Annotated in this window: 10 protein-coding genes; 9 read left to right on the top strand and 1 reads right to left on the bottom strand. The window is 52.5% G+C overall.

Annotated features, from left to right (window positions below):
* Positions 1 to 32: 32 nt before the first annotated feature.
* From mtlA to mtlR, 3 genes are all read left to right on the top strand, one after another.
* Entirely contained in the window at positions 33 to 1,949 is a 1,917-nt protein-coding gene (gene mtlA / locus ACLD3P_RS14830) for a PTS mannitol transporter subunit IICBA (protein ID WP_000093287.1), read from the top strand.
* Positions 1,950 to 2,179: 230 nt separating this feature from the next.
* On the top strand, positions 2,180 to 3,328 hold the full coding sequence (gene mtlD, locus ACLD3P_RS14825) for a mannitol-1-phosphate 5-dehydrogenase (RefSeq protein WP_076727390.1): 1,149 nt from the start codon (positions 2,180 to 2,182) through the stop codon (positions 3,326 to 3,328).
* Positions 3,325 to 3,915, top strand: a complete 591-nt coding sequence (gene mtlR, locus ACLD3P_RS14820) for a mannitol operon repressor MtlR (protein WP_000193201.1) — start codon at positions 3,325 to 3,327, stop codon at positions 3,913 to 3,915. The genes mtlD and mtlR overlap by 4 nt, the downstream gene beginning before the upstream one ends.
* Before the next feature lie 9 nt (positions 3,916 to 3,924).
* On the opposite strand, the gene ACLD3P_RS14815 is transcribed toward mtlR, so the two are convergent.
* Positions 3,925 to 4,134, bottom strand: a complete 210-nt coding sequence (locus tag ACLD3P_RS14815; protein ID WP_001062558.1) for a hypothetical protein — start codon at positions 4,132 to 4,134, stop codon at positions 3,925 to 3,927.
* A 289-nt stretch (positions 4,135 to 4,423) separates the two neighbouring features.
* Here ACLD3P_RS14815 and ACLD3P_RS14810 point away from each other — a divergent pair, with 289 nt between their 5' ends.
* The 6 genes from ACLD3P_RS14810 to lldD all read left to right on the top strand — a co-directional run bounded on the left by ACLD3P_RS14810 (position 4,424) and on the right by lldD (position 14,225).
* Positions 4,424 to 4,786 (top strand): YibL family ribosome-associated protein, encoded by a 363-nt coding sequence (locus tag ACLD3P_RS14810; protein ID WP_131046737.1) that lies wholly within the window; start codon positions 4,424 to 4,426, stop codon positions 4,784 to 4,786.
* A gap of 496 nt (positions 4,787 to 5,282) precedes the next feature.
* A complete protein-coding gene (locus ACLD3P_RS14805; protein ID WP_131046736.1) occupies positions 5,283 to 5,924 on the top strand; it encodes a DUF3251 domain-containing protein in 642 nt (213 codons plus the stop codon).
* Between the two features lie 43 nt (positions 5,925 to 5,967).
* Complete coding sequence (gene sadA / locus ACLD3P_RS14800) at positions 5,968 to 10,311, top strand: trimeric autotransporter adhesin SadA (protein ID WP_411006712.1); 4,344 nt, start codon at positions 5,968 to 5,970, stop codon at positions 10,309 to 10,311.
* 298 nt (positions 10,312 to 10,609) lie between these two features.
* Positions 10,610 to 12,265: an L-lactate permease gene (gene lldP, locus ACLD3P_RS14795; protein ID WP_001055308.1), complete on the top strand. Its 1,656-nt coding sequence runs from the start codon at positions 10,610 to 10,612 to the stop codon at positions 12,263 to 12,265.
* Complete coding sequence (lldR, locus tag ACLD3P_RS14790) at positions 12,262 to 13,038, top strand: transcriptional regulator LldR (RefSeq protein WP_076727395.1); 777 nt, start codon at positions 12,262 to 12,264, stop codon at positions 13,036 to 13,038. Before lldP ends, lldR begins: the two co-directional genes overlap by 4 nt.
* Positions 13,035 to 14,225 (top strand): FMN-dependent L-lactate dehydrogenase LldD, encoded by a 1,191-nt coding sequence (gene lldD, locus ACLD3P_RS14785; RefSeq protein WP_000586991.1) that lies wholly within the window; start codon positions 13,035 to 13,037, stop codon positions 14,223 to 14,225. Before lldR ends, lldD begins: the two co-directional genes overlap by 4 nt.
* The last annotated feature ends 40 nt before the right edge of the window (positions 14,226 to 14,265 follow it).

Below are 14,265 nucleotides of genomic sequence, written 5' to 3'. Positions count from 1 at the left end.
TGCGCGACAGCAACATAAGAAGGGGTGTTTTTATGTCATCCGATATTAAGATCAAAGTGCAAAGCTTTGGTCGATTCCTCAGCAATATGGTGATGCCTAATATCGGCGCGTTTATCGCGTGGGGTATTATCACCGCATTATTTATTCCAACAGGGTGGTTGCCTAACGAAACGCTGGCGAAACTGGTTGGTCCGATGATCACCTACCTGCTGCCGCTGCTCATCGGTTATACCGGCGGTCGTCTGGTTGGCGGCGAACGCGGCGGCGTAGTGGGCGCTATCACTACCATGGGCGTTATTGTCGGCGCGGATATGCCGATGTTCCTCGGCTCGATGATCGCCGGTCCATTAGGCGGCTACTGCATTAAGAAATTCGACAGTTGGGTAGACGGTAAGATCAAATCCGGTTTTGAGATGTTGGTGAACAACTTCTCCGCTGGCATCATCGGTATGATCCTCGCCATCCTGGCGTTCCTCGGTATTGGTCCGGCGGTTGAAGTCCTGTCCAAAATTCTGGCGGCGGGCGTTAACTTCATGGTGGCGCACGATATGCTGCCGCTGGCGTCCATTTTTGTTGAACCGGCGAAAATCCTGTTCCTCAATAACGCGATTAACCACGGCATCTTCTCACCACTGGGTATCCAGCAGTCCCATGAGATGGGTAAATCCATCTTCTTCCTGATTGAAGCTAACCCGGGTCCGGGGATGGGCGTCCTGCTGGCGTACATGTTCTTCGGTCGCGGCAGCGCTAAACAGTCTGCGGGCGGCGCGGCGATTATCCACTTCCTGGGCGGTATCCATGAGATCTACTTCCCGTACGTGCTGATGAACCCACGCCTGATTCTGGCGGTGATTCTCGGCGGTATGACCGGCGTATTCACCCTGACCATCCTGAACGGCGGTCTGGTCTCTCCGGCATCTCCAGGTTCCATTCTGGCGGTACTGGCGATGACGCCAAAAGGCGCTTACTTCGCTAACATCGCTGCCATCGTGGCGGCAATGGCAGTTTCCTTCGTGGTGTCTGCAATTCTGCTGAAAACCAGCAAAGTGAAAGAAGAAGATGACATTGAAGCGGCCACCCGTCGTATGCATGACATGAAAGCGGAATCTAAAGGCGCCTCTCCGCTGGCGGCTGGCGACGTGACTAACGACCTGAGCCATGTGCGTAAAATCATCGTGGCTTGCGATGCCGGTATGGGTTCCAGCGCGATGGGCGCAGGGGTACTGCGTAAGAAAGTACAGGATGCGGGCCTGAGCCAGATCTCCGTCACCAACAGCGCCATTAACAATCTGCCGCCGGATGTGGATCTGGTCATTACTCACCGCGACCTGACCGAGCGCGCGATGCGTCAGGTACCGCAGGCGCAGCATATTTCGCTGACCAACTTCCTGGATAGCGGCCTGTACACCAGCCTGACCGAACGTCTGGTTGCCGCACAGCGCCACAATACTAATGAAGAGAAAGTACGCGACCATCTGAAAGACAGCTTTGAGGAGGGTGATAACAACCTGTTCAAACTGGGTGCGGAGAATATCTTCCTGGGCCGTAAAGCCGCTAACAAAGAAGAGGCGATTCGCTTTGCCGGTGAACAGCTGGTGAAAGGCGGCTATGTTGAGCCGGAATACGTCGAGGCGATGCTGGACCGCGAAAAGCTGACGCCGACTTACCTCGGTGAATCCATCGCAGTACCGCACGGTACAGTGGAAGCGAAAGATCGCGTGCTGAAAACCGGCGTGGTGTTCTGCCAGTATCCGGAAGGCGTACGCTTCGGTGAAGAAGAAGACGATATTGCCCGTCTGGTTATTGGTATCGCCGCACGTAACAATGAGCACATCCAGGTCATCACCAGCCTGACTAACGCGCTGGATGATGAATCCGTGATCGAACGTCTGGCGCACACCACCAGCGTGGATGAAGTGCTGGAACTGCTGGCAGGTAAAAAAGCTTAACAGTTAAGTATCCCCAAAATAGTTCGAGCTGCAGGAAGGCGGCAACGCAGTGAATCCCCAGGAGCGTACATAAGTACGTGACTGGGGTGAGCGAGGAGAGCCAACGCATCTGCAGTTCGAAATATGAAGGCGATATCCTCTCCCTTGTGGAGAGGGTTAGGTTGAGGGGAAATCTATGCAGTCCCTCACCCCAGCCCTCTCGGGTAAAAACATTAATGAAGGTTAATACTATGAAAGCATTACATTTTGGCGCAGGTAATATCGGTCGTGGCTTTATCGGCAAACTGCTGGCTGACGCGGGGATACAACTGACGTTTGCGGATGTAAATCAGGTCGTACTCGATGCCCTGAATGCCCGTCATAGCTATCAGGTTCATGTTGTGGGTGAAAATGAGCAGGTGGATACCGTTTCCGGCGTCAACGCTGTCAGCAGCATCGGCGATGATGTTGTCGACCTGATTGCCCACGTTGATTTAATCACTACTGCCGTGGGTCCGGTTGTGCTTGAGCGTATCGCTCCGGCCATCGCTAAAGGGCTGGTAAAACGTAAGGCGCAGGGCGTGGATGCCCCGCTGAATATCATCGCCTGTGAAAATATGGTGCGCGGCACCACACAGCTCAAAGGTCATGTGATGAACGCGCTGGCGGATGGCGATAAAGCCTGGGTTGAACAGCACGTCGGTTTTGTGGATTCCGCCGTTGACCGTATTGTGCCGCCATCTGCTTCTGCAACCAACGATCCGCTGGAAGTGACGGTAGAAACCTTCAGCGAGTGGATCGTCGATAAAACCCAGTTCAAAGGCGCGTTGCCGACCATTCCGGGGATGGAGTTAACGGATAACCTGATGGCATTTGTCGAACGTAAACTCTTCACGCTGAACACAGGTCATGCTATAACCGCGTACCTCGGCAAATTAGCCGGTCATCAAACCATTCGCGACGCCATTCTCGATGAGAGTATTCGCGCGGTGGTGAAAGGCGCGATGGAAGAAAGCGGCGCGGTGCTGATCAAACGCTACGGTTTTGATGCCGACAAACATGCGGCATACATTCAGAAAATCCTCGGTCGTTTTGAAAACCCGTATCTGAAAGATGATGTTGAGCGCGTTGGACGTCAGCCGCTACGCAAACTCAGCGCGGGCGACCGTCTGATCAAACCGCTGCTTGGCACCCTGGAATATGGTCTGCCGCATGTGAATCTGGTCAAAGGGATCGCGGCGGCGATGCATTTCCGCAGTGAAGAAGATCCGCAGGCACAGGAACTGGCCGCGCTGATTGACGAAAAAGGTCCACAGGCCGCTCTGGCGCAAATTTCCGGGCTGGATGCCAATAGCGATGTGGTGGCGGAGGCGGTTAACGCTTATAACGCGACCAAATGACGCAGAACCCGGCGCAGGTTAGCCTGCGCCCAAATAACAGATTGTCAGATATGCAGGCAATAATGGAACAAACCCAGGCCTTTGAAAATCGTGTGCTTGAGCGTCTGAATGCTGGCAAAACCGTACGGAGCTTCCTGATTACTGCCGTCGAGTTATTGACCGAGGCGGTGAATATTCTGGTGCTCCAGGTGTTTCGCAAAGACGACTATGCGGTGAAATACGCTGTGGAACCGTTGCTGGACGGCGACGGACCGCTGGGCGATCTTTCGGTACGTCTGAAACTTATCTATGGCCTGGGCGTACTCAGCCGCACCGAATATGAAGATGCGGAGCTGTTAATGGCGCTGCGCGAAGAGCTGAATCACGACGGCAATGAATACGCCTTTACCGACGATGAAATCCTCGGGCCGTTTGGCGAACTGCACTGCGTCATGGCGCTGCCGCCGCCGCCGCATTTTGATACGTCCGACGCGGCGCTCTACGCCATGCAAATTCAGCGCTACCAGCAGGCGGTGCGTTCGACGATGGTTCTCTCCCTGACCGAGCTGATTTCTAAAATCAGCTTAAAAAAGGCCTTTCAAAAGTAAATCCCGCAGTTAACCTCTTTCTTCTTCTTTTGGTCGGTACAGCCGCCGGTAATATTCCAGACGCTGCAAATAAATGGGCGCGCTCTCCGACGGCACTTCGGAAGGAACATAATCACGCGGCGGCGTTTTATTCAAGTATTCACGGAACGCCTGGCTGGACGCCATAAAATCGACGGCTTTATCAATAAGAAGTGGTACGTTCTCACCTATTTTTGCCATGATAGATCCTCCATGTGTGACCCGCGTCTGACTCCCGCGGTCGCTTATTTGAGTTTAGGATCACTTTAGCGTTGTCATTGAGGAAAATGTGCTTAATCGCTTTTCTTGCGGCAAAAAAGGCGCTTCATCTTTTCTTTCGAAAAAAAGATTTTATTCTCAAAGAGATAACTAAATAATTAGCGGTGTAATACTTGCCATAATTGATTATCTTTACGTCATGAGTTGTGAAGAATCACTCACTGCGCGCATACTATAGGGTATCTATCCCATTTCTATCAGAAGCTATCCCATGAAAGAAGTTGAAAAAAACGAAATTAAACGCCTGAGCGATCGTCTTGACGCTATTCGCCACCAGCAGGCAGGTCTCTCTCTGGTTGAATCCGCCGATAAATACGCGGAGCTGGAAAAAGAAAAAGAGACGCTGGAAGCAGAAATTATCCGTCTGCGCGAAGTACACAGCCAGAAACTGAGTAAAGAAGCGCAGAAGCTGATGAACCTGCCGTTTCGCCGCGCGATCACTAAAAAAGAGCAGGCCGATATGGGCAAACTCAAAAAAAGCGTACGCGGCCTGATCGTGGTGCACCCGATGACGGCGCTGGGCCGGGAAATGGGGCTCAAAGAGATGACAGGCTTCGCGAAGAACGAGTTCTAAACACTTCCGCATCACAGGCTCTCAAGGTACCTGTCGTTCGACGGGGGCCTTGAGAGCATCGGGCTATATTCCGAATTTTTATCCAGACGTATTTACACCGCTTATATACGAGTTCATTTTTAACGGTAATCTCGATTTTTCAGGAATATAAATGCCACTATCAGGCCTATTTGTATTTATACAATGAATTTTTTCATCGACTGTTCTCATGACCCGCAGAATATAATTGACCCACTAAATTAAATAACATTATTATCTACAAGGTAATGCATCTATACATAAATATCATGATTATATTTTTATAAGGTATTGCCATGGGTAATTGATAATGAATTTCGGGCATTTATACAAATTCATAGAGACAATGAATATTTTCGTTGTAATCATACATTAATTGATTATCGACAATGCCGTAACCCCGCAGAACGGTGAGTTAGCTGTATAAATAATAGTTTAACTATTTATATCATATAAATTATAAACAAGGATATTTTATATGCACAAAAATGGAAAATTTATTCCCCTGCTTGTTTTGGGATTCACATTTTTTTTATCTGGTTGTGATTACTTCGCAGATAAGCACCTTGTTGAAGAACTGAAAAAACAACAAAAAGAACAAGAAGCAAAGATAAATTTGCTAGAAAAACAACAAACTACGCTTATCAACACGACCCAAAAGGTCGCCGAAGTCGTTGGCCGCGTTGAACGCAAACAACGGCTATTCGACTACACAGAACTGGACCCATCACAAACGCGCTATTTTATTATTAACAACGGCAATATCGGATTAGCCGGGCGTATTCTATCTATTGAGCCAATAGATGATGGAAGTGTTATTCATCTTGATTTAGTTAACTTACTCAGCATTCCCGTATCAAACCTTGCGTTTAATATGACATGGGGTACGAAAAAACCTTCCGAGGCAAAAGATCTACCTCGCTGGCGACAACTCCTGCTCAACACAAAAATGGATTCGACAATCGAACTCTTACCGGGAACATGGACAAACGTCACGCTAACATTAAAAGGCGTATCACCCAATAACCTTAAGTATCTAAAAATAGGTATTAACATGGAGAATGTCATATTCGACAGCATACAACCTATTAACGATACAAAAAAGAAGCCCAAAAAATAATAGCTATTGATACAACTATTTTAGAAAAGGAAAGCATTTATCCATGAACAGAATATTTAAAGTCCTCTGGAATGCCGCTACGGGAACATTTATTGTCACCAGCGAAACCGCAAAAAGCCGCGGCAAAAAAAGCGGCCGCAGAAAGCTGGCGGTTTCCGCACTCATCGGTCTTAGCAGTATTATGATCTCAGCGGATGCGCTGGCCAAAGCAGGGAACGATACTGGCGCCGGCGTTACTCCAACGGGTACCCAGACTGGAGGAACAGGGTGGATTGCAATTGGTACCGATGCCACAGCCAATACTTACACCAACGTTGATGGCGCAAGCGCTGCAATGGGTTATCACGCCTCCGCGATGGGGAAATGGAGTACCGCCATTGGTTCATACAGCCAGTCCACCGGCGACTCTTCGCTAGCGCTTGGCGTAAAATCGACTTCAGCCGGTGACCGGGCTATTGCGATGGGAGCCTCATCATCCGCTGCTGGAAATTTTGCTATGGCAATGGGGGTTCTCTCCAGTGCCAGCGGAGAGAACTCCGTAGCACTGGGTTATAAATCTGTCGCGAGCGGAGCAACTTCCTCTGCATTAGGTTATCAAGCCACTGCGAGCGGCGACGACAGCGCTGCATTTGGTAAGGGCGCAAAAGCGATAGGCACCAACTCAGTTGCCCTTGGCTCGGGCTCTATCGCCCAGGAAGATAATTCCATCGCCGTGGGTAACAGCACCACTCAGCGGCAGATCACCTACGTTGCTAAAGGCGACATCAATGCCAACAGTACCGATGCCGTTACAGGTGCGCAAATTTACTCTTTAAGTCAATCCGTCGCCGACCGACTCGGCGGAGGGGCTTCCGTTAATAGTGATGGTACAGTGAATGCGCCCCTCTACGAGGTAGGCACAGGCATCTACAATAACGTAGGCAGTGCATTAAGCGCACTTAACACTTCTATCACTAACACAGGGGCCTCTGTCGCAGGATTAGCCGAAGATGCGCTGTTGTGGGATGGCAACACAAGCGCATTCAGCGCTAACCACAGCGGAAGCGACAGCAAGATTACCAATCTGGCGGCAGGCACCCTGGCCGCAGACAGCACCGACGCCGTTAACGGCTCACAGTTGTTTGATACGAATGCAAAAGTGGATCAGAACACCGCTGACATCACTACCAATACCAACAGCATTAACCAGAACACAACCGATATCGCCGCCAATACGGCCAGCATTAATCAGAACACCACTGATATCGCCACCAACACCACCAGTATCAACAGTCTGAGCAACTCCGTCACCACGCTCACCGACGATGCCCTGTTGTGGGATGGCAACACAAGCGCATTCAGCGCTAACCACAGCGGAAGCGACAGCAAGATTACCAATCTGGCGGCAGGCACCCTGGCCGCAGACAGCACCGACGCCGTTAACGGCTCACAGCTGTTTGCCACCAATGAAAATGTGTCTCAGAACACCACTGATATCGCTGCCAATACAACCAGCATCAATCAGAACACCACTGATATCGCCGCCAACACCACCAGTATCAACAGCCTGAGCAACTCCGTCACCACGCTCACCGACGATGCCCTGCTTTGGGATGCGACCTCTGGCGCATTCAGCGCTAAGCACAACGGAAGCGACAGCAAAATCACCAATCTGGCGGCGGGTACCCTGGCTTCGGACAGCACCGACGCCGTTAACGGCTCACAATTGTTTGCCACCAATGAAAATGTGTCTCAGAACACCACTGATATCGCTGCCAATACAACCAGCATCAATCAGAACACCACTGATATCGCCACCAACACCACCAGTATCAACAGTCTGAGCAACTCCGTCACCATGCTCACCGACGATGCCCTGTTGTGGGATGCAGCCTCTGGCGCATTCAACGCTAACCGCAACGGAAGCGCCAGCAAAATCATTAATGTCGCCGCCGGTAACCTTTCTGAAGACAGTACAGACGCGGTGAACGGCTCCCAGTTGTATGAAACCAACCAGAAGGTGGATCAAAACACCTCTGCTATCGCAGATATTAATACGTCCATCACTAACCTTAGCTCTGACAACCTGAGCTGGAATGAGACAACAAGTTCGTTCTCTGCCAGCCACGGAAGTAGTACGACAAACAAAATTACCAACGTTGCCGCTGGGGAGCTGTCTGAAGGAAGTACCGACGCCGTTAACGGATCGCAGCTGTTCGAAACCAATGAAAAAGTGGATCAGAACAAGACCGATATCGCCGCCAATACCACTAACATCACTCAGAACAGCACCGCGATTGAGAACCTGAATACTTCTGTCTCCGACATTAATACGTCCATTACCGGCCTCACTGATAACGCTCTGTTATGGGACGAAGACATCGGCGCTTTCAGCGCAAACCACGGTGGAAGCATCAGTAAAATAACCAATGTCGCCGCCGGGGCGCTTTCTGAGGACAGCACAGACGCAGTAAACGGCTCACAGTTGTATGAAACCAACCAGAAGGTAGATCAAAACACCTCTGCTATCGCAGATATCAATACGTCCATCACCAATCTTGGTGCCGATGCACTGAGCTGGGATGACGAAGAGAGTGCGTTCAGCGCCAGCCACGGTACCAGCGGTACCAATAAGATAACCAATGTAGCAGCAGGTGAAATCGCCAGTGACAGTACTGACGCCGTTAATGGATCTCAGCTCTATGAAACTAACATGCTGATTTCTCAGTATAATGAGTCTATTAGCCAACTAGCCGGCGATACCAGCGAAACCTATATCAAGGAAAATGGTACTGGCGTGAAATACATCCGTACGAATGATAGCGGGCTTGAAGGCCAGGATGCATACGCAACGGGTAACGGCGCAACGGCAGTGGGTTACAACGCCGTCGCATCCGGTGCTTCGAGTCTGGCGCTTGGAGAGAACAGCAGCAGCAGCATTGATGGCAGCATCGCTTTGGGCAGTGGCTCCACCTCTAACCGCGCTATTTCATCAGGTATACGAGCAACGAGCGTAACAAGCGATGGCGTCGTCATTGGCTACAATACAACAGACAGAGAGTTGCTGGGCGCATTGTCATTGGGGACGGATGGAGTAAGCTATCGTCAAATTACCAACGTTGCGGACGGCTCTGAAGCGCAAGATGCGGTAACAGTTCGTCAGTTACAAAATGCCATTGGTGCGGTCGCCACTACACCGACCAAGTACTACCACGCAAACTCAACGGAAGAAGATTCACTGGCTGTCGGGACTGACTCACTGGCAATGGGTGCGAAAACCATCGTCAATGCTGATGCAGGTATTGGTATTGGTCTGAATACACTGGTGATGGCTGATGCCATCAACGGTATTGCTATCGGTTCTAACGCACGCGCCAACCATGCAAACAGTATTGCAATGGGTAATGGTTCTCAGACCACTCGCGGCGCACAGACTGACTACACCGCCTACAACATGGACGCACCGCAGAACTCTGTCGGTGAGTTCTCTGTCGGCAGTGAAGACGGTCAACGTCAGATCACTAACGTCGCGGCGGGTTCGGCAGACACCGATGCCGTAAACGTTAGTCAATTGAAAGTCACCGACAGCCGTGTTGCCGCAAATACCGAAAGTATCAATAACCTGAACACGCAGGTGAGTAGTCTTGATACCCGCGTCACCAATATCGAAAACTCTGTCGGCGATATTGTCACTACCGGTAGCACCAAGTACTTCAAGACCAACACCGATGGCGTAGATGCTAATGCGCAGGGTAAAGACAGTGTTGCGATTGGCTCTGGCTCTATTGCTGCCGCTGAAAACAGCGTAGCGTTAGGCACAAATTCAGTCGCAGATGAAGCTAATACTGTGTCTGTCGGCTCTTCTACCCAACAACGCCGTATTACCAACGTTGCCGCAGGGGTGAACAACACTGACGCGGTTAATGTGGCGCAACTGAAAGCTTCAGAAGCAGGCTCCGTTCGTTATGAAACCAATGCAGATGGCTCGGTTAACTATAGCGTGCTCAACCTGGGAGACGGGAGTGGCGGTACTACTCGGATCGGCAATGTTTCAGCGGCGGTGAACGATACGGATGCGGTTAACTATGCGCAATTGAAACGCAGCGTCGAAGAAGCAAACACCTATACCGACCAGAAAATGGGTGAAATGAACAGCAAAATCAAAGGCGTAGAAAACAAGATGAGCGGCGGTATCGCCTCAGCGATGGCCATGGCCGGTCTGCCACAAGCCTACGCCCCAGGCGCCAACATGACTTCGATTGCTGGCGGTACATTTAATGGTGAAAGTGCCGTCGCCATTGGTGTCTCCATGGTAAGTGAAAGCGGGGGCTGGGTGTATAAATTGCAAGGAACCAGCAACAGCCAGGGCGATTACTCTGCAGCTATTGGCGCTGGCTTCCAGTGGTAATGGAGTAACAATACTCCCGACATCAAAGGCAATGGCATAATGCCATTGCCTTTTCACTTCCCTTTGTTGTCTTCACCCCTTAATTGGCCCTACCAATTCCCGCTGAATCCGGCCACATGTTCACATTTCATTAAATTACCCCTACAATACCGTTGCCAATAAATAACATCTGGTTAACTATTTGTTGTCATTATCCATACACAACAATATTGGCAGGACCACTTTTACACATAATGTGACCCCAACGAGATGAGCAAAGATTCATCCCATTATGCGTGTGGTTCTCAGGAGACCTGCAATGAACCTCTGGCAACAAAACTATGACCCGGCGGGTAATATCTGGCTTTCCAGCCTGATCGCATCGCTCCCAATCCTGTTCTTCTTTTTCGCCCTGATTAAACTCAAGCTGAAAGGCTACGTTGCCGCTTCGTGGACGGTGGTTATCGCGCTCGCCGTCGCGCTGCTGTTCTATAAAATGCCGGTCGATCACGCACTGGCATCGGTCGTGTATGGCTTCTTCTACGGGCTATGGCCGATTGCCTGGATAATCATCGCCGCGGTCTTCGTCTATAAAATCTCGGTAAAGACCGGGCAGTTTGACATTATCCGCTCGTCAATTCTGTCGATAACCCCCGATCAACGCCTGCAAATGCTGATTGTCGGCTTCTGCTTCGGCGCGTTCCTTGAAGGTGCGGCGGGTTTCGGCGCGCCGGTGGCGATAACCGCCGCGCTGCTGGTGGGTCTGGGCTTTAATCCGCTGTATGCGGCAGGGCTGTGCCTGATTGTAAACACCGCGCCAGTCGCCTTTGGCGCGATGGGTATTCCGATTCTGGTTGCCGGACAGGTTACGGGCCTGGACAGCTTTGAAATCGGTCAGATGGTAGGCCGCCAGTTGCCATTCCTGACCATTATCGTGCTGTTCTGGATTATGGCGATTATGGACGGCTGGCGCGGCGTGAAAGAAACCTGGCCTGCGGTGATGGTCTCTGGCGGTTCATTTGCTATCGCCCAGTATCTCAGCTCCAACTTTATCGGGCCGGAACTGCCGGATATTATCTCTTCTCTGGTGTCTCTGGTGTGTCTGACGCTGTTCCTCAAACGTTGGCAGCCGGTACGCATCTTCCGCTTCGGCGATATGGGCGCGTCGCAGGTCGATCAGACGCTGGCCCGTACCCGCTATACGACAGGACAAATTGTTCGCGCCTGGTCGCCGTTCCTGTTCCTGACCGCCACGGTCACTCTCTGGAGCATACCGCCGTTCAAAGCGCTGTTTGCCCCCGGCGGCGCCCTGTATGACTGGGTAATTAACGTTCCGGTACCGTATCTCGATAAACTGGTCGCCCGTATGCCGCCGGTCGTACACGAAGCGACCGCTTACGCGGCGGTGTATAAATTTGACTGGTTCTCCGCCACCGGCACGGCGATCCTGTTTGCCGCGCTGTTGTCTATCGTCTGGCTGAAAATGAAACCCTCAGCCGCAATCCAGACCTTTGGCAGCACGCTGAAAGAGCTGGCGTTGCCGATTTACTCCATCGGCATGGTGCTGGCGTTCGCGTTTATCTCGAACTATTCCGGGCTTTCCTCCACGCTGGCGTTAGCGCTGGCGCACACCGGCAGCGCCTTCACGTTCTTCTCGCCGTTCCTCGGCTGGCTGGGGGTATTCCTGACCGGCTCGGATACCTCATCTAACGCGCTGTTTGCCTCTCTACAGGCTACCGCGGCGCAGCAAATCGGCGTCTCTGATGTGCTGATGGTGGCGGCGAATACCACTGGAGGCGTAACCGGGAAGATGATCTCGCCGCAGTCTATCGCCATCGCCTGCGCGGCGGTGGGACTGGTAGGGAAAGAGTCCGATCTGTTCCGTTTTACCGTCAAACACAGCCTGATCTTCACCTGTATGGTGGGCGTGATCACTACGCTTCAGGCCTATGTTTTAACCTGGATGATTCCGTGATTGTGATGCCAAAACGCCTGTCAGACGAGATTGCCTCTCGCGTGCGGGCGCTGATTGAAGAACAAAACCTGGAAGCGGGCATGAAATTGCCCGCCGAGCGCCAGTTGGCTCAACAGCTTGGCGTATCACGCAACTCTTTACGCGAAGCGCTGGCGAAGCTGGTCAGCGAAGGCGTGCTGGTGAGCCGTCGCGGCGGCGGGACGTTTGTTCGCTGGCAGCATGAAGCCTGGTCTGAACAAAACATCGTTCAGCCGCTGAAAACCCTGCTGGCGGACGATCCGGACTACAGCTTCGATATTCTGGAAGCCCGCCACGCCATTGAAGCCAGTACTGCCTGGCACGCCGCCATGCGGGCCACCAGCGCCGACAAAGAGAAGATCAGACTCTGCTTTGATGCGACGCTCAGCGAAGACCCGGATCTCGCCTCCCAGGCCGACGTGCGCTTTCATCTGGCGATCGCGGAAGCCTCGCACAATGTGGTGCTGTTGCAAACCATGCGCGGGTTCTTCGACGTCCTGCAATCCTCCGTCAAACAGAGTCGCCAGCGTATGTATCTCGTTCCGCCCGTATTCTCAAAGCTGACGGAACAACACCAGGCGGTGATGGACGCCATTCTGGACGGTAACGCCGAGGGCGCGCGTAAAGCGATGATGGCGCACCTCAGTTTTGTCCACACTACGATTAAACGATTTGATGAAGACCAGGCCCGCCAGGCGCGTATTACCCGCCTGCCCGGCGACCATAATGAGATGACCAGGGAGAATAAATCATGATTATTTCAGCAGCCAGCGATTATCGCGCCGCAGCTCAGCGCACACTGCCTCCTTTCCTCTTCCACTACATCGACGGCGGCGCGTATGCGGAATATACCCTGCGCCGAAATGTGGAAGACCTGTCGCAAGTCGCTCTGCGCCAACGTGTGCTGAAAAATATGTCCGATTTAAGCCTGGAAACGACCCTGTTTAACGAAACGTTGTCGATGCCGGTGGCATTAGCGCCGGTAGGCCTGTGCGGCATGTACGCCCGTCGCGGCGAAGTACAGGCCGCCGCCGCCGCAGACGCAAAGGGCATTCCGTTCACCCTTTCCACCGTCTCCGTCTGTCCGATTGAAGAAGTTGCACCAACCATTAAGCGCCCGATGTGGTTCCAGCTTTATGTGCTGCGTGACCGGGGCTTTATGCGTAATGCGCTGGAACGAGCAAAAGCGGCGGGCTGCTCCACGCTGGTCTTTACCGTGGATATGCCGACGCCGGGCGCGCGCTACCGTGACGCCCACTCCGGGATGAGCGGCCCAAACGCGGCCATGCGCCGTTACTGGCAGGCGGTGATGCACCCTAAATGGGCGTGGGATGTCGGCCTGAACGGTCGCCCGCATGATTTAGGCAATATTTCCGCCTATCTGGGTAAACCGACCGGCCTTGAGGACTATATCGGCTGGCTGGCAAATAACTTCGATCCGTCCATCTCCTGGAAAGATCTGGAGTGGATACGCGAATTCTGGGACGGCCCAATGGTGATCAAAGGGATCCTCGATCCAGAAGATGCCCGCGATGCGGTACGTTTCGGCGCTGACGGTATCGTGGTGTCGAATCACGGCGGCCGCCAGCTCGATGGCGTGCTCTCTTCCGCCCGCGCCCTGCCCGCCATTGCCGATGCGGTGAAAGGCGATATCGCCATTCTGGCAGATAGCGGGATTCGTAACGGGCTGGATGTCGTGCGTATGATTGCGTTGGGGGCCGATACCGTACTGCTGGGTCGGGCCTATCTCTACGCGCTGGCGACGGCAGGAAAAGCGGGTGTCGCCAACCTGCTGGACCTGATCGAGAAAGAGATGAAAGTCGCCATGACCCTGACCGGCGCGAAATCCATTAGCGAAATCAGTGGCGATTCACTGGTGCAGGAACTGGGGAGAAGTTTGCCCGCCGCGCTGGCGCCAATGAGCAAAGGCGATGCCGCCTGAACGCCTGGCGCGTGAGAGCCCGGTAAATTTCTGCTATTCT

Origin of the sequence: Salmonella sp. 741265073_HBA (assembly GCF_046569105.1) — a bacterium.
GTDB lineage: Bacteria > Pseudomonadota > Gammaproteobacteria > Enterobacterales > Enterobacteriaceae > Salmonella > Salmonella enterica.
The sequence above is the reverse complement of the archived record's forward strand: the minus strand, read 5'-3'. Positions and strand labels throughout refer to the sequence as shown.

Coding starts and splice junctions, on each gene's coding strand:
- mtlA (WP_000093287.1), top strand. CDS start 33: ATGTCATCCGATATTAAGATCAAAGTGCAAAGCTTTGGTCGATTCCTC.
- mtlD (WP_076727390.1), top strand. CDS start 2,180: ATGAAAGCATTACATTTTGGCGCAGGTAATATCGGTCGTGGCTTTATC.
- mtlR (WP_000193201.1), top strand. CDS start 3,325: ATGACGCAGAACCCGGCGCAGGTTAGCCTGCGCCCAAATAACAGATTG.
- ACLD3P_RS14815 (WP_001062558.1), bottom strand. CDS start 4,134: ATGGCAAAAATAGGTGAGAACGTACCACTTCTTATTGATAAAGCCGTC.
- ACLD3P_RS14810 (WP_131046737.1), top strand. CDS start 4,424: ATGAAAGAAGTTGAAAAAAACGAAATTAAACGCCTGAGCGATCGTCTT.
- ACLD3P_RS14805 (WP_131046736.1), top strand. CDS start 5,283: ATGCACAAAAATGGAAAATTTATTCCCCTGCTTGTTTTGGGATTCACA.
- sadA (WP_411006712.1), top strand. CDS start 5,968: ATGAACAGAATATTTAAAGTCCTCTGGAATGCCGCTACGGGAACATTT.
- lldP (WP_001055308.1), top strand. CDS start 10,610: ATGAACCTCTGGCAACAAAACTATGACCCGGCGGGTAATATCTGGCTT.
- lldD (WP_000586991.1), top strand. CDS start 13,035: ATGATTATTTCAGCAGCCAGCGATTATCGCGCCGCAGCTCAGCGCACA.